At 76.6% G+C, this 19,527-nt stretch carries 19 protein-coding genes; 7 read left to right on the top strand and 12 right to left on the bottom strand.

Features of this window, described 5'->3' with window-relative positions:
• Positions 1-105: 105 nt before the first annotated feature.
• From lepB to CHC04_RS03920, 8 genes are all read right to left on the bottom strand, one after another.
• Positions 106-1,029: a signal peptidase I gene (gene lepB / locus CHC04_RS03955; protein ID WP_089402527.1), complete on the bottom strand. Its 924-nt coding sequence runs from the start codon at positions 1,027-1,029 to the stop codon at positions 106-108.
• 66 nt (positions 1,030-1,095) lie between these two features.
• On the bottom strand, positions 1,096-1,452 hold the full coding sequence (rplS, locus tag CHC04_RS03950) for a 50S ribosomal protein L19 (RefSeq protein WP_089402526.1): 357 nt from the start codon (positions 1,450-1,452) through the stop codon (positions 1,096-1,098).
• Between the two features lie 202 nt (positions 1,453-1,654).
• Positions 1,655-2,155 carry an NUDIX hydrolase gene (locus tag CHC04_RS03945; protein WP_089402525.1) on the bottom strand — a complete coding sequence of 167 codons (501 nt, stop codon included), beginning with the start codon at positions 2,153-2,155 and terminating at the stop codon, positions 1,655-1,657.
• Positions 2,148-2,891 (bottom strand): tRNA (guanosine(37)-N1)-methyltransferase TrmD, encoded by a 744-nt coding sequence (trmD, locus tag CHC04_RS03940; protein WP_089402524.1) that lies wholly within the window; start codon positions 2,889-2,891, stop codon positions 2,148-2,150. The genes CHC04_RS03945 and trmD overlap by 8 nt, the downstream gene beginning before the upstream one ends.
• Positions 2,888-3,412 (bottom strand): ribosome maturation factor RimM, encoded by a 525-nt coding sequence (rimM, locus tag CHC04_RS03935; protein ID WP_089402523.1) that lies wholly within the window; start codon positions 3,410-3,412, stop codon positions 2,888-2,890. The genes trmD and rimM overlap by 4 nt, the downstream gene beginning before the upstream one ends.
• Before the next feature lie 17 nt (positions 3,413-3,429).
• Entirely contained in the window at positions 3,430-3,666 is a 237-nt protein-coding gene (locus tag CHC04_RS03930) for an RNA-binding protein (RefSeq protein WP_073421815.1), read from the bottom strand.
• A gap of 3 nt (positions 3,667-3,669) precedes the next feature.
• Entirely contained in the window at positions 3,670-4,155 is a 486-nt protein-coding gene (gene rpsP / locus CHC04_RS03925) for a 30S ribosomal protein S16 (RefSeq protein ID WP_089402522.1), read from the bottom strand.
• A gap of 244 nt (positions 4,156-4,399) precedes the next feature.
• Positions 4,400-6,538, bottom strand: coding sequence for a molybdopterin-containing oxidoreductase family protein (locus CHC04_RS03920; protein WP_089402521.1), 2,139 nt, complete (start codon positions 6,536-6,538; stop codon positions 4,400-4,402).
• A 203-nt stretch (positions 6,539-6,741) separates the two neighbouring features.
• Here CHC04_RS03920 and CHC04_RS03915 point away from each other — a divergent pair, with 203 nt between their 5' ends.
• Positions 6,742-7,680 carry an AraC-like ligand-binding domain-containing protein gene (locus CHC04_RS03915; protein WP_176449807.1) on the top strand — a complete coding sequence of 313 codons (939 nt, stop codon included), beginning with the start codon at positions 6,742-6,744 and terminating at the stop codon, positions 7,678-7,680.
• Positions 7,681-7,706: 26 nt separating this feature from the next.
• Here the strand turns inward: CHC04_RS03915 and CHC04_RS03910 are convergent, their stop codons facing one another.
• On the bottom strand, positions 7,707-9,455 hold the full coding sequence (locus CHC04_RS03910) for a proline--tRNA ligase (protein ID WP_089402676.1): 1,749 nt from the start codon (positions 9,453-9,455) through the stop codon (positions 7,707-7,709).
• Between the two features lie 150 nt (positions 9,456-9,605).
• Here CHC04_RS03910 and CHC04_RS03905 point away from each other — a divergent pair, with 150 nt between their 5' ends.
• Positions 9,606-10,199: a hypothetical protein gene (locus CHC04_RS03905; protein WP_089402519.1), complete on the top strand. Its 594-nt coding sequence runs from the start codon at positions 9,606-9,608 to the stop codon at positions 10,197-10,199.
• Between the two features lie 86 nt (positions 10,200-10,285).
• Positions 10,286-11,221, top strand: a complete 936-nt coding sequence (locus CHC04_RS03900) for an alpha/beta hydrolase (RefSeq protein WP_217897148.1) — start codon at positions 10,286-10,288, stop codon at positions 11,219-11,221.
• A 15-nt stretch (positions 11,222-11,236) separates the two neighbouring features.
• Here CHC04_RS03900 and CHC04_RS03895 read toward each other — a convergent pair whose 3' ends face one another.
• Positions 11,237-12,343 (bottom strand): amidohydrolase family protein, encoded by a 1,107-nt coding sequence (locus CHC04_RS03895; RefSeq protein WP_245816963.1) that lies wholly within the window; start codon positions 12,341-12,343, stop codon positions 11,237-11,239.
• Positions 12,340-13,902 (bottom strand): signal recognition particle protein, encoded by a 1,563-nt coding sequence (gene ffh / locus CHC04_RS03890; RefSeq protein ID WP_089402517.1) that lies wholly within the window; start codon positions 13,900-13,902, stop codon positions 12,340-12,342. The genes CHC04_RS03895 and ffh overlap by 4 nt, the downstream gene beginning before the upstream one ends.
• Positions 13,903-14,109: 207 nt before the next feature.
• On the opposite strand from ffh, the gene CHC04_RS03885 reads away from it, so the two are divergent.
• Genes CHC04_RS03885 through CHC04_RS03870 form a run of 4 tightly spaced genes read left to right on the top strand, consistent with a single transcriptional unit; the run spans position 14,110 to position 18,996 of the window.
• On the top strand, positions 14,110-15,714 hold the full coding sequence (locus tag CHC04_RS03885; protein WP_141233682.1) for a proton-conducting transporter transmembrane domain-containing protein: 1,605 nt from the start codon (positions 14,110-14,112) through the stop codon (positions 15,712-15,714).
• Positions 15,711-18,287: a DUF2309 domain-containing protein gene (locus tag CHC04_RS03880; RefSeq protein ID WP_089402515.1), complete on the top strand. Its 2,577-nt coding sequence runs from the start codon at positions 15,711-15,713 to the stop codon at positions 18,285-18,287. Before CHC04_RS03885 ends, CHC04_RS03880 begins: the two co-directional genes overlap by 4 nt.
• Positions 18,284-18,610, top strand: a complete 327-nt coding sequence (locus CHC04_RS03875; protein ID WP_217897147.1) for a P-II family nitrogen regulator — start codon at positions 18,284-18,286, stop codon at positions 18,608-18,610. Before CHC04_RS03880 ends, CHC04_RS03875 begins: the two co-directional genes overlap by 4 nt.
• Positions 18,607-18,996 carry a hypothetical protein gene (locus CHC04_RS03870; RefSeq protein WP_089402514.1) on the top strand — a complete coding sequence of 130 codons (390 nt, stop codon included), beginning with the start codon at positions 18,607-18,609 and terminating at the stop codon, positions 18,994-18,996. Before CHC04_RS03875 ends, CHC04_RS03870 begins: the two co-directional genes overlap by 4 nt.
• Positions 18,997-19,008: 12 nt before the next feature.
• Here CHC04_RS03870 and CHC04_RS03865 read toward each other — a convergent pair whose 3' ends face one another.
• Positions 19,009-19,317: a helix-turn-helix transcriptional regulator gene (locus CHC04_RS03865; protein ID WP_089402513.1), complete on the bottom strand. Its 309-nt coding sequence runs from the start codon at positions 19,315-19,317 to the stop codon at positions 19,009-19,011.
• Positions 19,318-19,527: the final 210 nt, after the last annotated feature.

Genomic DNA, 19,527 nt, shown 5'->3' with positions numbered 1-19,527 from the left:
CGACATGGCGACGACCATTCCTGGAATGGTCGCCCGAGGGGTCCGGGAACGACGACGGCGCCGCCCCGGGTGCGGGACGGCGCCGTCGGAGGACGCGGGGCGGGGTCAGCCCGGGGGCGGGCGCAGGCGGCGGTCGCGGTTCCACACCGCCACGGGGACCGCGCCGGCCAGACCCAGGCCCAGCGGCGCGACCTGCCCGACCGTGCCCCCGACCGCGCTCCCGGCCGCGCTCCCGGCCGCGGCGGCCTCGGTGCCCTGGATGTCCGGGGACTCGAGGGTGCCGAAGCGGTCGATCGGCCACACGATGAGCGCGGCCTTGCCGATGACGTCGTCGACGGCGATCGTGCCGCCGTAGCGGTCACCGACGTGCGAGCGGGAGTCGGCGGAGGCCGAGCGGTGGTCGCCCATGACCCACAGCCGCCCCTCGGGCACGGTCACCGGGCCGAACGCGCGGGTCTCGATCGGGGTGTTCTCGTGGATGTAGGGCTCGTCGAGGGGTTCGCCGTCGACGGTCACCCGGCCCTCGGCGTCGCAGCACTGCACGGTCTGCCCGCCCACGGCGATGACGCGCTTGACGTAGTCGTCCTCGCTCGGCGGGGCGACGCCGACCGCGCGGCCGAGCCACAGCAGGGCGCCGGTGAACCAGTTCGAGGGCTCGGAGATCTCGACCTCGGGCACCCAGGTGTCCGGCCCCTGGAAGACGACGATGTCTCCGGGCTCGGGGTCGCCGAACCAGTACGGGACCTTGTTGACCAGCACGCGGTCGCCGGTGCAGCCGGGGCACCCGTGCAGCGTCTGCTCCATCGACCCCGACGGGATGAAGAACGCCTGCGCCAGGAAGGTCTTCACCAGCAGCGCCAGCACGAAGGCCACGACCAGCAGGACGGGCAGCTCGCGCAGCAGCGAGGTCTTCTTCTCCGGCCGGGCGGGGCGGCGCTGCCAGGGGAGGCGGCGGCGGGCTGAGGACTCGGGTGGAGGGTCCTCCCCGGGAACGACGTCGGCGGGCCCCCCGGACCGGTCACTGCTCATCGGAGCCAGCGTACGGCCGCGGGAGACCCGCCGTGGTCAGGCCGGGCGGACGACGCCCGGGGCGACTCAGCGCGCGACGGTCTCGCGACGCTCCTTGATCTTGGCGGCCTTGCCGCGCAGCTCGCGCAGGTAGTACAGCTTGGCGCGGCGGACGTCACCGCGGGTCACGACCTCGATCTTCTCGACGACCGGGGTGTGCACCGGGAAGGTGCGCTCCACACCCACGCCGAAGCTGACCTTGCGGACGGTGAAGGTCTCGCGGATCCCGCCGCCCTGGCGCCGGATGACCACGCCCTGGAAGACCTGGATGCGCGAGCGGTTGCCCTCGACGACGCGGACGTGCACCTTGACGGTGTCCCCGGGGCGGAACTCGGGGATGTCGTCGCGCAGCGAGTCGGCGTCGAGTACGTCCAGGGTGTTCATCGCAGCTTGTCCTCGGTCTCAGCGGTGGCTCAGCGGTGGCTCGTGGTCGGCCCGGGCAGCGGGGTGCCCCCGCGCTCCGGACCAGGTGTGCGGCTGCGACTCCGGGAGGGAGTGCCCGTCGGCGGGCGCCTCCGGTCTGCAGCGACTCTCTACTGTGCCACATCCGCCGCGGCCTGCCGAGCGCGGCCCCGGCAGGCGCCGGTCAGTCGACCACGCGGGGTGGCCGGCGCCACGGCCCGGCCAGCAGCTCGGGCAGCACCGCGGCGAGCTCGCGCGGCGCGAACTGCGCGCCGCCGGCGGCGACCTCCTCCGCCGTCCACCAGCGGTGCGGCTCCTCCCCCAGCAGCTCCAGCTCGGTGCGGCCGGCGGGGTCGACCTCGTGGACGACGTCGCGCAGGACGAAGAAGGTCTCCCGCGAGTCGACGTCGACGCCGGCGAAGGGGCCCACGTGCCGGCGGAACCACACCGGGCCCTCGAGCGCGGCGGGGTCGACGACCAGCCCGATCTCCTCGGCCAGCTCCCGCACGGCGGCCTGCCGGACGCTCTCGCCGTCCTCCACTCCCCCGCCGGGGGTGTACCAGAACAGCACCTCGCCGGGCGGGACCGCGGGGTCGGTCAGCCGGGCCCCCAGCAGCAGCACCCGCCCGTCGGGGTCGAGCACGACCACCCGCGCCGTCGGCCGGACCCAGGGCTTCTCAGGCACCGTCGAGGACCGCCCGGTCGGCCGGCGACAGCGCGTCCTCGGGCAGCGCGGCCAGCAGGTCGGGACGGCGGTCGGCGGTCCGCCGCAGCGACTCGGCGCGTCGCCAGCGGGCCACCGCGGCGTGGTCGCCCGACAGCAGCACCGGCGGGACGTCGAGGCCGCGCCACGACGCCGGCCGGGTGTAGGAGGGGCCCTCCAGCAGGCCGTCGGCGTGCGAGTCGTCCTCCACCGACTCGCGGTTGCCGACGACGCCGGGCAGCAGCCGGGTGACCGCCTCGACCATCACCAGCACCGCCGACTCCCCGCCGGCGAGCACGTAGTCGCCGATGGAGACCTCCGACACGGGGCCGGAGGCGGCGGCCCACTCGGCCACCCGCTGGTCGATGCCCTCGTAGCGGCCGCAGGCGAAGACCAGGCCGGGCTCGGCGGCCCACTGCGCGGCGACGGCCTGGGTGAACGGCCGCCCGGCGGGTGTCGGGACGACCAGCCGGGTGCCGGGCCGGCGCACGGCCTCCAGCGCCCGCGCCCACGGCTCGGGCCGCATCACCATGCCGGGCCCGCCGCCGTAGGGGGCGTCGTCGACGGTGCGGTGGACGTCGTCGGTCCACTGCCGCAGGTCGTGCACGCCGACGGAGACCAGCCCGCGCTCGGCGGCCCTGCCCAGCAGCGACTGGCGCAGCGGGGCCAGGTACTCGGGGAAGATGGTGACGACGTCGATCCGGAAGGGGTCGCTCACAGGTCGAGCAGCCCCTCCGGCGGGTCGACGACGACCAGACCGCCGGCGAGGTCGACGGTGGGCACGATCGCGGTGACGAACGGCACGAGCAGCTCCCCGCCGTCGGGGCGCGCGACGACCAGCAGGTCGGCGCCCTCGTGGCGGACGGCGGTGACCTCGCCCAGCGGCGTGCCGTCGGGGAGCCGCGTGGCCAGGCCGACGAGCTGGTGGTCGTAGAAGGCCTCGGGGTCATCCAGCGCCGGCAGGTCGGCGACCGGGACCTCGAGCAGGGTGTCGCGCAGGGTCTCGACGGCCTCGCGGCTGTCGTAGCCCTCGAACGCGAGCAGCAGCACCTCGCGGTGCCAGCGGGCGCCGGCGACGGTCAGCGGACCGCGCTCGGCGGGGTCGGTGCGCAGGACCGCGCCGGGGACGAACCGGGCGTCCGGGTCGTCGGTGCGCAGCTCGACGGTGGCCTCACCGCGGACACCGTGGGGCCGGCCGATGCGGCCGACCACCACGGTGTCCGGAGGAGTGGGTCCCACGTCCCGGACGCGGGGGCTCAGCGCCCGTCGGTGTCGACGACGTCGACCCGCAGGCCGCGGCCGCCGACGCCGGCCATGACGGTGCGCAGGGCCTTGGCCGTGCGGCCGCCGCGGCCGATCACCTTGCCGAGGTCGTCGGGGTGGACCCGGACCTCGAGGGTCTTGCCGCGGCGACCGCCGACGAGGTCGACGGTGACGTCGCGCGGGTGGTCGACGATGCCCTTGACCAGGTGCTCGAGCGCCTCTTCGAGCACGTCTTACTCGGCGGGCGTCTCGGCCGCGCCGTCGGTGCCGGCGGGGGTGGCGTCGGCAGCCGGGGCGTCGGCGTCCGGGGTGGCAGCCGGGGCGTCGGCCTTGGGGGCGGCCTTCTTCTTCGGGGTGGTGGCGCCCGCGGCCGGCTCCTCGCCGGAGCTGCGGACGGCCTCCTCGTAGAGGGCCTTGCGGTCGGGCTTGGGGGCGGCGACCTTCATGGGCGGCGGAGCCGGCTCGCCCTTGAACTTCTGCCAGTCACCGGTGACGCGGAGGATGGCCGCGACGGCCTCGGTGGGCTGGGCGCCGACGCCGAGCCAGTACTGCGCGCGCTCGCTGTCGACCTCGATGAAGGAGGGGTCCTCCTTCGGGTGGTACTTGCCGATCGTCTCGATCGAGCGGCCCTCGCGCTTGGTGCGCGCGTCGGCGACGACGATCCGGTAGTACGGAGCACGCATCTTGCCCAGACGCATGAGCTTGATCTTGGTGGCCACGGTGGCTCGGATTCTCCTCGAACGCTGTTCGTCGGTGCTCGCCGGACGGACGCGTGGGGTTACGCCGGGGCGGAGCCAGGGACACGGCCGGCGTCGGTGAGAGGGCCGCGCGCCGCCGTGTTCGACCGTCCATCATGCCAGACGGCGGACCCCGCCCGCGCGACAGCCGGTGACGTGCTGGAACGGCCTCCCTGCAGGGGCCCGCCGCGAGCGTGCGAGCGGTGGGGGGCAGGGAGGTCCCTCGTCAGGCCGGCTCGATCTCCACGAGGTTGTCCGAGAAGGTCGGGGCGCGGCCGAGGTCGGCGAACACCGAGGGGCTCAGCGCGTTCACCGTCGCCCCGCGCGAGTGCTTGCGCCAGGCCCCCATCGGGGAGACCACCACGCCGGGGGCGACGTCGGTGGTGACGTGCACCCGCGCGGTGAACCGGCCCCGGTCGTTGACGACGGTGGCCTCGGCGCCGTCGGTCAGGCCGCGGGCCGCGGCGTCCTCCGGGTGCACGTGCACGGCGGGGACGCCCTGCACCCGCTGCTGGCCCGGGCGGTCGGCGAAGCTGGAGTTGAGGTAGGCGTGCGACTTGGGCGACAGCAGCGTGAGCGGGTAGCGGCCGTCGGGCCGCTCGCGCGGCGGGACGTAGTGCGGCAGCGGGTCCACCGGTTCGCCGGACTGGTGGTCGTTCGAGCCCTGGCGGAACAGCGGCAGCACGAAGTTGCCGCCGGCGGCGGCCGAGGAGAGGAACTCCACCTTGCCCGACGGCGTGGGGAACCCGCCCTCGGCGTGCGGGGCGTACTCGTCCGGGCCGGGGAGCCGCAGCCGCGCCCAGCCGTCCCGGGCCAGCGTCTCGGGCGTGATCCCCTCCAGGACCGGCGAGGACCAGTCGAACGCCTCGGCGATCATCTCCTCGTCGGTGCGGCGGAACACCGGCTCGGTGAACCCCATGCGCGCGGCCAGCCGGCGGAACAGCTCGGTGTTGGACACCGCCTCGCCCAGCGGCGCCACGGCCGGCTCGTTCAGCGTCACGTAGAGGTGGCCCCAGGAGAACATGAGGTCCCGCTGCTCGAGCTGGGTCGTGGCGGGCAGCACGATGTCGGCGTAGTCGGCGGTGTCGGTGAGGAAGTGCTCGCTGACGACGGTGAACAGGTCCTCGCGGGAGAGCCCGGCGACCATGCGGTCCTGCTCGGGGCACACGACCAGCGGGTTGCTGTTGTAGACCACCAGCGCCCGGATCGGCGGGTCCAGCCCCAGCTCGCCGGTCAGCGCCCGGCCCAGCAGCCACTGGTTGACCACCCGCGTCCCCGGCCGGATGAACTCCGCGCCGAGGAACGCCGGCCAGTTGACCGGGAAGGCCCACAGCGGCAGCTGCAGCAGACCGCCGCCGGGGCGGCGCCAGGCCCCGGTGAGCGCGGGCAGGCAGGAGATGGCGCGCACGGTCTGCCCGCCGCCGGCGTGCCGCTCGATGGCGACCCCGATCCGGATGACCGAGGGATCGGCCGCGGCGTACTCGCGCGCCAGCGTCCGGATGTCCTCGGCGGGGATGCCGGTCTCGCCGCTGGCCCACTCGGGGGTGTAGGTCGCCACGCGCTCGGCGAGCTCGTCGAAGCCGACGGTGTACCGCGCGACGTAGTCCTCGTCGGTCAGCCCCTCTGCGATGATCACATTTATCATGGCCAGCGCCAGGGCGCCGTCGGTGCCGGGGCGGATCGGGATGTACCAGTCGGCGTGCTGCGCCGTCCGGTGCCGCACCGGGTCGATGACGACGACCTTGGCCCCGCGCCGCTGCGCCTCGGCCACGAACGGCCACAGGTGCAGGTTGGTGCTGAGCATGTTGTTGGCCCAGATGACGATGCAGCGGGCGTGCACGAAGGACTCCGGGTCGACGCCGGCGGTGGCGCCCACCGTCATGGCGTAGGCGGTGCAGGAGCCGGAGTCGCAGTAGGTGCGCTCGCTGACGGTCGCGCCGAGCCGGTTGAAGAACGGGTCGCCGACGTTGAGGCCGTTGAGGATCCCCTGGGTGCCCAGGTAGCTGACCGGCATGATCGCCTCGGCCCCGGACGTCTCGACGATCTCGGTGAAGCGCCCGGCGATCTCGTCGAGCGCCTCGTCCCACGAGATCCGCTCGAACCGCCCGCTGCCCTTCGGGCCCGTCCGCCGCAGCGGGTGCAGCACCCGGTCCTCGCTGTAGACCGTGCGCTCGTAGTCGTTCATCTTCACGCACAGCACGCCGCGGGTGTAGGGGTGCGACCGGGCACCGCGGACCCGCACGGCGCGGCCGTCCTCGACCGTCACCTCCATCGCGCAGGTGTCCGGGCAGTCCAGCGGGCAGGCGCCGTGCACCGTCCCCGTCCCCGTCCCCGTCCCCGGCACCGGCAGGTCGGTCACCGCCATGGTCGTCCTCCTCCCCCGGGGACGGCGCCCCGGCGCGGTGCGGGGATCGTCGCGCGCCGCCGGGCCGGCCGGCTCGACGGTGCGTGCCGCGCCCTCGACCCCCAGCGCCTTCCGCGGGGCCGGTGTCGCGTGGCACCCTCGGCCCGTCCTGCCCAGGACGGCGCCGCGCGCGGGCCCGCGCGGCCGACCCCGAGCGAGGTCCCGTGCCGACGTCGACGACCACGCGGTGCAGCGGCGTCCGGCCGTGGCGGGACCTGCTGGGCGAGCACTTCGTCGACCTCGACGTCGCCCCGGCCACCGACCGGCCGGTCGCCGGTGAGGTCTCCAGCCGGGCGCTGGGGTCGCTGCAGCTGTCCCGGGTGGGGTCGGTGGACCAGCGGGCGGTGCGCACGGCGGGCCTGGCCCGCGCCGACGGGCGGCGCTACGTGCAGGTCGGGCTGCTCGAGCGGGGCGCCGCCCGCGTGCAGCAGGACGGCCGGGAGTGCTGGCTGCAGCCCGGGGACTACGCCCTCTACGAGACCGACCGCCCGTTCACCTGGGAGCTGTCGGCCGGGACGGCGCCGGCCTGGTCCCTGCTGGTGGTCACCTGGTGCCGCCCCGAGGCGTCCGCCGGCGCGCTGACCGCGCGGCGCCTGGACGGCTCGGCCGGCCTCACCGGGGTGCTGGGCCGGATGATGACCGACCTGGTGCACAGCCCCGACGTCACCGCCGCCGACCCCGGCGACCGGCTCGCCGCCGAGCTGCTCGACCTGGTCACCACCGCGGCCGGCGCCGCGCCGCCGCGGCCGGCCGGGACGCCGCGGGGCGAGGACGCCCTGGTCTGCGCCGTCCGGGCCTACGTGGAGGAGCACCTCGCCGACCCCGGGCTCGGCCCGCGGGAGATCGCGGCGGCGCACTTCGTCTCCGTCCGCCAGCTGCACCGGCTCTTCGCCGGCCGTCAGGAGACGGTGGCCGGCCACGTGCGGCGCCGGCGTCTGGAGCGGGCGCGCGAGGAGCTCGGCCGGGCCGACGCGCGCGCCCTGCCGGTGTCGGCCGTGGCGCGCCGCTGCGGCTTCCCCGACCCGTCGGTGTTCGGCCGGGCCTTCCGCGCGGCCTACGGCCTCACGCCCTCGCGCTACCGGGCGCTGGCCGCCGGGGGCTGAGCCCCCGGCTCAGCCCCGCTCCCGGCTCAGCCCCGCGCGCGGGTCAGCACCGCGGCCGCGGCGTCGGCCACCGCGACCTCCGACCGCTCACCGGTGGCCCGGTCGCGCACCTCGACGACGCCCTGCGCCAGTCCGCGCCCGACGGTGACGATCGTCGGCATGCCGAGCAGCTCGGCGTCCTTGAACTTCACGCCGGGCGACACCTTGGGCCGGTCGTCGTAGAGGACGGTCAGGCCGGCCCCGACCAGCTCCTGCGACAGGGCCTCGGCGGCCTCGAAGACCGCCGCGTCCTTGCCGGTGGCCACCACGTGCACGTCGGCCGGGGCGATCTCGCGCGGCCAGACCAGGCCGAGCTCGTCGTGGGTGGACTCGGCGATGGCGGCCACGGCGCGGGAGACGCCGATGCCGTAGGAGCCCATCGTGACCGTGACGAGCTTGCCGTTCTCGTCGAGCACCTGCAGGTCCAGCGCCTCGGCGTACTTGCGGCCCAGCTGGAAGATGTGCCCGATCTCGACGCCGCGGGCCAGCTCCAGCGGGCCCGAGCCGTCGGGGGCGGGGTCACCGGGCAGCACCTCGGCGGCCTCGACGGTGCCGTCCCAGGAGAAGTCGCGGCCGGCCACGAGGTCGAAGACGTGCTTCCCCGGCTCGTTGGCGCCGGTGACCCAGCGGGTGCCGGGGACCACGCGGGGGTCGACGAGGAAGCGGATGCCCGACTCGCTGTCCTTGCCGAGCACCTGCGGTCCGATGTAGCCCTTGACCAGCGCGGGGTGCGCCGCGAAGTCGGTGAACGGCTCCACCTCGGCCGGGGCGACCTGGGCCTCCAGCCGCTTGACGTCGAGCTCGCGGTCGCCGGGGATGCCCACGACCAGCGGCTCGCGGGTGCCGTCGGGGTGCACCAGCGTGACGACGACGTTCTTCAGCGTGTCCGCGGCGGTGTACCCGGCGTCGGGGAACAGCTGCCGGGCGACGGCGACCAGCGTGTCGATGGTCGGGGTGTCGGGGGTGTCCTCGACGTGCGCCTCGGGCAGGCCGTCGAGCGGCACGGGCTCGGGGACGACGGTGCCCACGGCCTCGACGTTGGCGGCGTACCCGCCGGGCGAGCGGACGAAGGTGTCCTCGCCGATCTCGGTGGGGTGCAGGAACTCCTCGCTCTTCGACCCGCCCATGGCCCCCGACATCGCCGAGACGATGACGTAGTCCAGGCCCAGCCGGTCGAAGATCCGGATGTAGGCGGCGCGGTGCGCGGCGTAGGAGGCGTCGAGGCCGGCGTCGTCGACGTCGAAGGAGTAGCTGTCCTTCATCGTGAACTCGCGGCCGCGGAACAGCCCGGCCCGGGGCCGGGCCTCGTCCCGGTACTTGTCCTGGATCTGGTAGATCGACAGCGGCAGGTCCTTGTAGGACGAGTACAGGTCCTTCACCAGGAGCGTGAACATCTCCTCGTGGGTGGGGCCGAGGAGGAAGTCCGCGCCCCGGCGGTCCTGGAGCCGGAAGAGGTTGGGGCCGTACTCGGTCCAGCGACCGGTGGCCTCGTAGGGCTCCCGCGGCAGCAGGGCCGGGAAGTGCACCTCCTGGGCGCCCATCGCGTCCATCTCCTCGCGGACGACGCGCTCGACGTTGCGGAACACCCGGTAGCCCAGCGGCAGCCACGTGAAGCCGCCGGGCGCGGCCCGCCGGATGTAGCCGGCCCGCACCAGCAGGCGGTGGCTCGGGACCTCGGCGTCGGCCGGGTCGTCGCGCAGGGTGCGCAGGAACAGCGTGGACATCCGCAACAGCACGCGGTCAGTCTCCCAGGCCACGCGACCCGGTTCTCCGCACACCGGTGCACGTCGGGGCCAGTCACTCGCAATCGCGCCGCAAGGAGCCCGCGCGACCGTCGTCGGCAGCGAGCCACCGACCGGTGGCCACCGACCTCCCGGAGTCCCCTGATGCGCACCCGCCCCCGTCTCGCCGGCCTGGCGCTCGCCCTCGCCGCCGGTGCCTCCCTCACCGCCTGCACGACGTCCGTGACCGGCGAGGCCACGCTGGTCTCCGCCGCCCAGGACGCCACCCCGGAGGCCGGCGGGACGACCACCGACCCGACGCCCGCCGAGCCCACCGAGCCCACCGACGAGCCCACCGCGCCGACGCCGGCCGAGCCGACCGCGGAGTCGGTGCCCGCCGACACCGGCGGGGAGGACCTGCCCGTGCCCGGCGCCGGTGTCCCCGGGGACGCCGGCCTGTGCCAGGCGGTGGCCGGGTGGTTCGGCTACGCCGGCCTGGCGCTGATCTCGGTCGACGAGACCGGCTACGTCGACCCCGCGGGCGTCGTCCCGCTGCTGGAGGCGCTGCGCGACGCGCCGGCCGACCACCAGGACGCCAGCGCGCCGGTGCTGGCCGCCGCCGAGGACGTCTCGGCCGCCACCGACGCGGCGATCGACGACATCGAGTCGGGCACCGACGTCTTCGTCGCCTTCGAGGGCCTCACCCAGCCGGCCACCGACTTCGGCACGGCCTGCGCCGCGGCCGGCGTCAGCGTCTGAGGCGGCGGTCCCCGGCTGCCACCCCCGGGGTGTCCCCCCGCCCGGGGGTGACACCCCGGTCCGGGCCGCCCCTAGCGTGCCGTCCCGTGCCGACACACCCCCAGGCCCAGGCGTTCCTCGACATGGTCGCCGACGCACCCCCGCTCGACACCTGCACCGTCGAGGAGAACCGCGCGCAGCTCGCCGCCGTCGTCCCCCTGACCGGCGTCCCCGCCCCGCTCGCGGACGTGCGGGACACGACGCTGCCCGGGCCCGCGGGTCCCGTCCCGGTCCGGGTCTACCGCCCCGGCACCGACGACGGGCTGCCCGCCGTGGCCTACTTCCACGGCGGCGGCTGGGTGCTCTGCGACCTGGACACCCACGACACGACCTGCCGGGACATCGCCCGGTACGCCGGCGCGGTCGTCGTGTCGGTCGACTACCGCCGCGCCCCCGAGGCCCCGTTCCCCGCCGCCTACGACGACTGCCTGGCGGTGACCCGGGCACTGCTCGACGACTCCGCCGGGCTGGGGACCGACCCGGCGCGGGTCGCCGTCGCCGGGGACAGCGCCGGCGGGAACCTGGCCGCCGGCGTCGCGCAGGCCCTGCGGGACGCCCGGCCGGGACTGGCCCACCAGGTGCTCGTCTACCCGCTGACCGACGCCCGCACGGGCCGGACCGCCAGCTACCGCACGTACGGCGAGGGGCACTTCCTCACCCACCGGGACATCGACTACTTCCTGCAGGCCTACGCGGGCGACGCCGACCGGACCGACGTGCGGCTGTCACCGGCGCTCGCGCCCGACCTGTCCGGTCTGGCACCGGCCACGGTCGTGACGGCCGAGTGCGACCCGCTGTGCGACGAGGGCGCGGCCTACGCCCAGGCCCTCGCCGATGCCGGCGTGCCGACGCACTACGAGTCCTTCCGGGGCCAGGTGCACCCGTTCGTCCTGCTGGGCAGCATCGTGGACGACGCCGACGCGGCCCGCCGGCTCATCGGCCGGCGGCTCGCCGAGAGCTTCGGGTCCACCCCCGCCGTCTGAGGGCCGCCCCGGGCGTCAGGCCACCACGCGGCCGCGCAGCAGGGTCAGCCGCGGCCGGGTGAGGGTGTCGAGGTCGGCGCGCGGGTCGGCGTCGTAGACGACGACGTCGGCCGGCGCACCCTCCTCGATGCCCGGCAGCCCGAGCCAGCGGCGCGCCGACCACGACGCCGCGGCCACCGCCGCCTCGGCCGGCAGCCCCGCCTCGCACAGCGCGCGGACCTCGTCGGCGATGCGGCCGTGTTCGATGCCGCCGCCGGCGTCGGTGCCGGCGAACACCGGCACCCCGGCCTCGTACGCGGCCCGCACGACGGCGCCCGAGCCCGCGTACAGCCGCCGCATCGTGCTGGCGTAGGCCGGGAAGCGCTTCTCCCCCGCCGCCGCGAACCCCGGGAAGTTCTCCACGTTGACCAGGGTCGGGACGACGGCGGTGCCGCGGGCGGCCATCTCGGCGACGAGGTCCTCGGTCAGCCCGGTGCCGTGCTCGATGCAGTCGATGCCGGCGCGGACCAGGCCGGGCAGCGCGTCGGTGCCGAAGGTGTGCGCGGTGACCCGCGCGCCCTCCTCGTGGGCCGCGGCGATCGCCTCGGCCACCACGTCGTCGGGCCACTCCGGCGCCAGGTCGCCCACGGCGCGGTCGATCCAGTCGCCGACGAGCTTGACCCACCCGTCGCCGCGCCGGGCCTGCACCCGCACCGCGGCGACGAGGTCGGCGGGCTCGACCTCGACGGCCAGCCCCGGGATGTAGCGGCGGGTGGCGGCCACGTGCCGGCCTGCGCGCACGATCGTCGGCAGGTCGGGCTCGTCGTCGAGGGCCCGGGTGTCGACCGGGGAGCCGCAGTCGCGCAGCGCCAGCACGCCGGCGGCGCGCTCGGCCAGCGCCTGCTCGCGCAGGCCGGCGAGGTCCTCGACGAGCACCCCGCCGCGGCCGATCCCGACGTGGCAGTGCGCGTCGACCAGGCCCGGCAGCAGCCACCCGCCGCGGGCGACCGTCTCCGCGCCGGGCACCGGCTCGGTGGTGATCCGGCCGTCGCGGACCCACAGGTCGCGGTGCTCGCCCTCGGGGAGGACGACGCCGCTCAGGTGCAGGGCAGGGCCGGACAGGTGCAGCGCCGGGGCGCTCACCGTCCCGGCCGCTCGTCCCCGAACTTCCCGAAGTCCAGCTTCGACAGGTCCGGCAGCGCCTGGCCCGGGGGCAGCGACGGCATCCCGCCGGGCAGCCCGCCGCCGAAGCCGGCACCCGGCGGCAGGGCCGGGGCGCCCATCGGCCGGCGGGCCGGCTTGCCGCCCTTGCCCTTCTTGCCCTTGCCCTTCTTCGCCTGCGCCTGCATCTGGCGGCCGCGGGCCTTCTTCGACATCGGGCCCATGCCCGGCAGGCCCATGCTGCCGGCCATCTGGCCCATCATCTTCTGCGCCTGCGCGAAGCGCTCCAGCAGCTGGTTGACCTCGGTGACGGTGACGCCCGAGCCGTTGGCGATGCGCACCCGGCGCGAGGCGTTGATGATCTTCGAGTCGACCCGCTCCTGCGGGGTCATCGAGCGGATGATCGCCGCGGTGCGGTCCAGGTCGCGGTCGTCGACCTGCTTGAGCTGCTCCTTCATCGCACCGGCCCCGGGCAGCATGCCCAGCAGGTTCGCGATGGGCCCCATCTTGCGGATGGCCATCATCTGCTCGAGGAAGTCCTCGAGGGTGAAGCCCTCGCGGCTGACGAGCTTGCCGGCCATCTTCTCGGCCTGGTCGGCGTCGAAGGCCTGCTCGGCCTGCTCGATGAGGGTGAGCACGTCGCCCATGCCGAGGATGCGCGAGGCCATCCGCTCGGGGTGGAAGACGTCGAAGTCGGTGAGCTTCTCGCCCGTGGAGGCGAACATGATCGGCTGACCGGTCACGTAGCGGACCGACAGCGCCGCACCACCGCGGGCGTCGCCGTCGAGCTTGGTGAGCACCACGCCGGAGAAGCCGACGCCGTCGCGGAAGGCCTCGGCGGTGGTGACGGCGTCCTGGCCGATCATCGCGTCGACGACGAACAGCGTCTCGTCGGGCTGCACGGCGTCGCGGATGCCGGCGGCCTGGGCCATCAGCTCGGCGTCGATGCCCAGCCGGCCGGCGGTGTCGACGACGACGACGTCGTGCATCGTGCGGCGGGCGTGCTCGATGGAGTCGGCGGCCACCCGGATCGGGTCGCCGACGCCGTTGCCGGGCTCGGGCGCGAAGACGTCGACCCCGGCCTGACCGGCGACGATCGAGAGCTGGTTGACCGCGTTCGGCCGCTGCAGGTCGGCCGCGACCAGCAGCGGGGTGTGGCCCTGGGCCCTGAGCCAGCGGCCGAGCTTGCCGGCGAGGGTGGTCTTACCGGAGCCCTGCAGGCCGGCCAGCATGATCACCGTGGGCGACTGCTTGGCGTAGCGCAGCCGGCGGGTCTCGCCGCCGAGGATCTCGATGAGCTCCTCGTTGACGATCTTGATGACCTGCTGGGCGGGGTTGAGCGCCTGCGAGACCGCGGCGCCGCGCGCCCGCTCCTTGACCGCGGCGATGAACGCCCGCACCACCGGCAGGGCGACATCGGCCTCCAGCAGCGCGATGCGGATCTCGCGCGCGGTGGCGTCGATGTCGGCGTCGGTCAGCCGGCCCTTGCCCCGCAGGCCGGTGAAGACCTTGTCGAGGCGGTCGGAGAGGGTCTCGAACACAGCACGTCCTCGTCAGAGCTCGCGGCGCGGCCCGCCCGGTCCACCCGACCGGCGACACGGCGAGGTCCCGGTCCGACCGGGCCCACGCGCCTCCTGCCACCAGGGTATCGACACGGCGGCCGCGCCCCAGCCGCTCCGCGGGCGCGGGCCGGTCGCGGTCGGCGCCGTCGACTCGACACATGAACTTCATTACGCTAATTTTGCTTCGTGCATTGGTTGCTGCTGACCGCGGTCCTCGCCCCGGTGGGGGCGGCCGCCGCCGGGGTGCTCGCCGAGATCCTCACCGGAGGCCGCCCCGGCCCGGCGTCCCGCGCGCTGGCCGTCGGGGCGGGCGTCGCGCTGGCGGCGGCGGTCGGACTCGCCGCCGCGGTCGCCGCGGCGGGCCCGGTGGCCGTCGGCCTGCCCGGGAGCGCCCTCCCGGTCCTCGAGGCCGACCGGCTCGGCGTCGTCCTGCTGCTCCTGGTGACCGGCGTCGGGACGGTGGTCGCCGCCTTCGCGCGGCGCTACCTGCAGGGTGATCCCGCGGCAACCCGGCACGCGCTCGGGGCCGGCCTGCTGCTGTCGGCCAGCGCCGCGCTGGCGACGGCGGCCACGCTCGTCTCCCTCGCGGCGGCGTGGAGCGGAGCGGGGCTGGCGCTCTGCCTGCTGCTGGGCTGCGCCCGCGGCGTGGCGGGGACGCGGTCGGCGGTCGTGCGCACCGCGGCGACGACGGCCGTCGGCGACCTCGCGCTGTGGACGGCGGTGGGCGTGCTCGTCCTCGACGGCGGGGACCGCCGGCTGACCGACCTCGCCCCGGCCGCGGCGGGCCTGGGCACCGGCGCCGGCGCCGCGGTCGCCTGCCTCCTCGTGGTCGCCGCGCTGGCCCGCTCGGCCCAGCTCCCCCTCGGCCGCTGGCTGCCGGCCACCGTGGCGGCGCCCACCCCGGTCTCCGCGCTGCTGCACGCCGGGGTGGTCAACGCCGGCGGCGTCCTGATGGTGCGCACCGCCCCGGTGGTCGGCGCCTCCGGGTGGGCCACCCACCTGGCCCTGGCGGCCGGGGCCACCACCGCGGTGGTCATGACGCTGGCCATGCTGGCCCGCCCCGACGTCAAGGGCGCGCTGGCCGCCTCGACGGCCGGCCAGATGGGGCTCATGGTCGCCGCCTGCGCGCTGGGCTGGTGGGCGGCCGCGGTGGTCCACCTGGTGGCACACGGCGCCTTCAAGGCCACGCTGTTCCTCGCGTCGGGCTCCGCCGTGCAGGCCGCCGGGCGGGCCGCGGCGGCCCCCCGGCCGGTGCGCGCGGCGCCGGCGGGCACGCCGCTGGTCGCGGCCGCGCTCGCCGCGGGCGCCACGGCGTTGGCGGTGGCCGTGGTCCCCGGCCACGCGAGCGGTGCGAGCGGCGTCGTCCTCGCGGTCCTGGCCTGGGCCACCGGCGCGGCCCTGGCCCGCGGCTGGCTGCGGCGGGTGCCCACGCCGCGGGGCGTCGCCGCAGCCGCCGCCGCGCTGCTCGCCCTCGTGCCGGCCCACCTGCTCGTGACGACGTCGGTCGCGGCCTTCCTCGCCCCCGCACTGCCGGCCGCGCCGGCGGCGGCGCCGTCGGCCCTGCTCCTGCTGGTGCCCGCCGCCGCCGCGGTGCTGCTCACCGCGGTGCTGTCCGGGCGGGTCCCCGCCCGGCTGCGGTCGTGGCAGGTGCCGCTGCACGCCCGCGCCCTCGCCGCCGGCTCCCCTTCGCCCTCGCCCGTGCGCACCGCCGCCCGACGGCGCTCTCCCGGCCGTCCGCCCGTCCTCGTGCCGGCCCCGCCGGTGCCCTCCAGCCTGGGAGCCCGCCCGTGACCGACGTCCTCCCCGACCTGCTCGCCCACCGGCGCGCCCGGCGCGCGCGGCTGCGCGGCGACGTCCGCGCCGCGGCCCGGGTGCTGCCGACGGCCTGGCCGATCCGCACCTTCATCGCGGTCAACCCACTCGCCGGGCTGGAGGGGCTGCCGTTCGGGACGGCCCTGGACACCGCGCGGGCCGCGCTCGGCATCCGCGGCACGCTGCCCGAGGCGGACTTCCGGGCGGCCTTCGCCGCGGGCCGGGTCACCGCGGCCGACCTGCGCGCCGCGCTGCACCGGCGGGGGCTCACCGCGCCGGGCCGGCCGGCCCTGACCCTCGGCGGCGGGCAGGTGGAGGAGGCCGACCTGCTGCTGGCCGACCTGCTGTACGGGCGCCCCACCCCCGCCCCGGCCCGCCGCGAGCTCACGGCCACCGAGCGGCGCGCGCCGGACGTCGCCGACGCCGTCGACGCGCACACCGCGGCGTGGTGCGCGGCCTTCCTGGCCGAGGAGCACGCCGGCTGGCCGCTGCCCGGCCGCGACCGGGGCCTCTACGGCGCGTGGCGCGGGCACGCCCCGCACGACCGGACGCTGCCGGCAGCCGCCCGCGAGCACCTCCGGCGGCTGCCGCCGACCCCCGACGACGCCGTGCTCGAGGTGCTCGACGCGCGCGGCGTGCCCGAGGACCGCTGGGCCGCGACGCTGCGCGCGCACCTGACCCGCCTGCCCGGGTGGGCGGCGCACGTCCGGTGGCGGGGCGACCGCGACGGGGGCCCGGACCTGGTGGAGTACCTGGCGGTCCGGCTCGCCTGCGAGGAGGCGCTGCTCGCGGCCGCCGGCGCGACGGGAGCCGACGACGCCGAGCCGCTGCCCGCTCCGCCGGAGGAGCCCTCGGCGCGGGCGCGGGCGCAGGCCGCCGTCCGCGCCCTGGGCCTGGCCGAGCTGCCCGCGCCCGCGCTGGAGGCGGCCGCCGCCGTGCTCGGCCCGCTGCCGGTGTCCGCGCGGACGCTCGTGTGGCTCGAGGCCTACGAGGCCCACCACCGCGACGCGCTGCTGGCCGCGCTGCGCGCCCCGCGCCCGGTCGCCGCCCACCGGCGGCCCGCGGCCCAGGTCGTGTGCTGCATCGACGTCCGCTCCGAGGGGCTGCGCCGGCACCTGGAGGCCACCGGCCCCTACGAGACGCTGGGGTCGGCCGGCTTCTTCGGCGTCGCGATGGCCTTCCGCGACCTCGCCGGCGGGCCGGCGGCCGACCAGTGCCCGGTGCTGGTGCGCCCCCGCTTCGAGCTGGCGGAGGAACCGGCCGCCGGCGGCGGCGCGGCCCGCCGCCTGGCCGGGCTGCGCACCCTCGGCGGTGCCCGCGAGGCGTTCGGCACGGCCAAGGAGGACCTGCTGGCGCCCTTCGCGCTGGCCGAGGCCGCCGGCTGGGCGGCCGGCCCGCTGGCCGCCGCCCGCACCCTGGCCGCCGGTCCCACCGCCGCGCTCGGCGAGCGCCTCGGCCGCCTGGTGGCCCCGCCGGCGCGGACCGCCGTCGACGTCCCCGCGGGCCTCGCCCCGGAGGAGCGGGCCGCGGTCGCCGAGGCCTGCCTGGCCACGATGGCGCTGCCCACGGGCGGGCGCGCCGGCGAGCTGGCGCCGCTGGTGGTGCTGTGCGGCCACGGCGGTACCAGCACCAACAACCCCTACGCCTCGGCGCTGGACTGCGGCGCGTGCGGCGGGCACCGCGGCGGCCCCAACGCCCGCTCGGCCGCGGCGCTGCTCAACCTGCCCGACGTGCGGGCCGCCCTGGCCGAGCGCGGCACCGCCGTCCCCGCCGACACCTGGTTCGTCGCCGCCGAGCACGACACCGCGACCGACCGGGTGCGGCTGCTCGACGTGCACCTGACGCCGCCCGGGCACCGGGCCGCGCTGGACCGGCTCGCCGCCGACCTCGCCGAGGCCGGCGCCCGGCTGGCCGCCGAGCGGTGCGCCGCCCTGCCCGGGGCGCCGAGGCGTGCCGGCCGCAGGCGGAGGGCCCGGCACGTGCGCTCCCGTGCGGCGGACTGGGCGCAGGTGGTGCCCGAGTGGGGGCTGGCCGGCAACGCCGCCTTCGTGGTCGCCCCCCGCTCGACCACCGTGGGCCTCGACCTCGGCCGCCGGGTGTTCCTGCACTCCTACGACGCGGCGGCCGACACCTCCGGCGTGGTGCTGGAGACCATCCTCACCGCGCCGCTGGTCGTGGCCCAGTGGATCAACGCGCAGTACTACTTCTCGACCGTCGACCCCGAGGTGCTCGGCGCCGGGACCAAGACCGTGCACAACGTCGTCGGCGACGTCGGGGTGCTGTCCGGCACCGGTGGCGACCTGCGGCTGGGCCTGCCCTGGCAGTCGGTGGCCGACGGCGACCGCCTGGTGCACGAGCCGATGCGGCTGCTGGCCGTCGTCGAGGCCCCCCTGGCACGCACCGCCGGCGTCCTGGCGCGCAACCGCGAGCTGGCGCAGCTGTTCGCCAACGAGTGGCTCGCCCTGGCCGCCCGGGAGCACCCCGGCGACCCGTGGCAGCGCTGGACGCCCTCCGGCTGGGCGCCGTGGTCCCCCACCGAGGAGGACCGGTGACCGCCCGGGAGGGGCTGACCCGGATGACGCGGGTCGAGGTGGTGGTCCCCGGCTCGGGGGCCGCCGGGGTGCGGGAGGTGTTCACCGCGGCCGGGGCCACCGGCTACACCGCCCTGTCCGGGGTGTCCGGCCTCGGGCACTCCGGCTACCACCAGGGGCGGCTGCTGTTCAACGACCAGGCGCCCCTGGAACTGCTCATCACCGTCGTGCCCGACGACCGGGCCGACGCGCTGCTGGCCGGGCTGCGGCGGATCCTCGCCTCCGGCTCGGGCGTGATGTTCGTGTCCGACACCTACGTGAGCCGACCGGAGTACTTCTCGTGACCGTCCTGACGACACCCCTGCCCGCGACCGCACCCCCGTCCGCGACGCCCGGCGCCCGGGCTCTGCTGGAGCTCGCCTGCGCCCGGTTGCGCGCCCTCGGCATCCTCGCCGCGGGCGGGCTCCCGGGGGACGCCGGCGCCACCCGGGTGGCGCTGTCGGCCGCGCTCCTGGCCCGCTTCCCCGCGGCGGCCTGCTCGTACGCGTTCTGGACCGCCGAGGAGGAGTCGGCCTTCGACGCCGCGGGCGCCCTGACGCGACCGCTGCTGCTGCACGTCAACGGCTCCCCCGTGCTCGCGGCCGTGCAGGCGGCGCTGGCCGAGCGGGGCCTGGCGGCGGTGGCCGGACCCGAGCCGCTGACGCTGCTCGTGCTGCCGCACGCGGCCTGAGCGCCCGGACGCTCAGGCGGAGTCGGCCGAGGGCCGGTCGCGCACGACCAGCTCCAGGAAGTCGCCGACCCGCACGTGGTCCTCCAGCGGGTGCCGGAACCGGCCGCGCTCGACGACGGTGTAGTGGTTGCGCCGCCCGACGCGTTCCCGGACGACGTAGCCGGCCTCCTCGAGGTCGGCGAGGATCATCTGCACCGCCCGCTCGGTGATGCCGACGCGGCCGGCGATCTCGCGGATGCGGGCCTCGGGGTCGACGGCGAGGCTCACGAGCACGTGCCCGTGGTTGGAGAGGAAGGTCCACCCCGGCGAGGACGCGGTCACGGGGGAACGGTAGTCGCCCGGTGCCCGCGGTGGGCACGGCGGCGCCGGGACAGGGCGCACCTCCGAACCTCCTCCACCCGAAGTCGATTTCGTGTATCGTGGTTCCTGCGAGGGGAGTACCCGACCGCATCCGCGAAGCCGCCGCCCGTCAGTCCCGGCCTCCGGCCCGGGCGCGGCCGGTCCTCCGGGACCGGGGGAGACCTCGCCGCA

This window comes from Geodermatophilus saharensis (assembly GCF_900188205.1).
GTDB lineage: Bacteria > Actinomycetota > Actinomycetes > Mycobacteriales > Geodermatophilaceae > Geodermatophilus > Geodermatophilus saharensis.
This window is presented reverse-complemented; position numbering and strand designations above follow the sequence as displayed.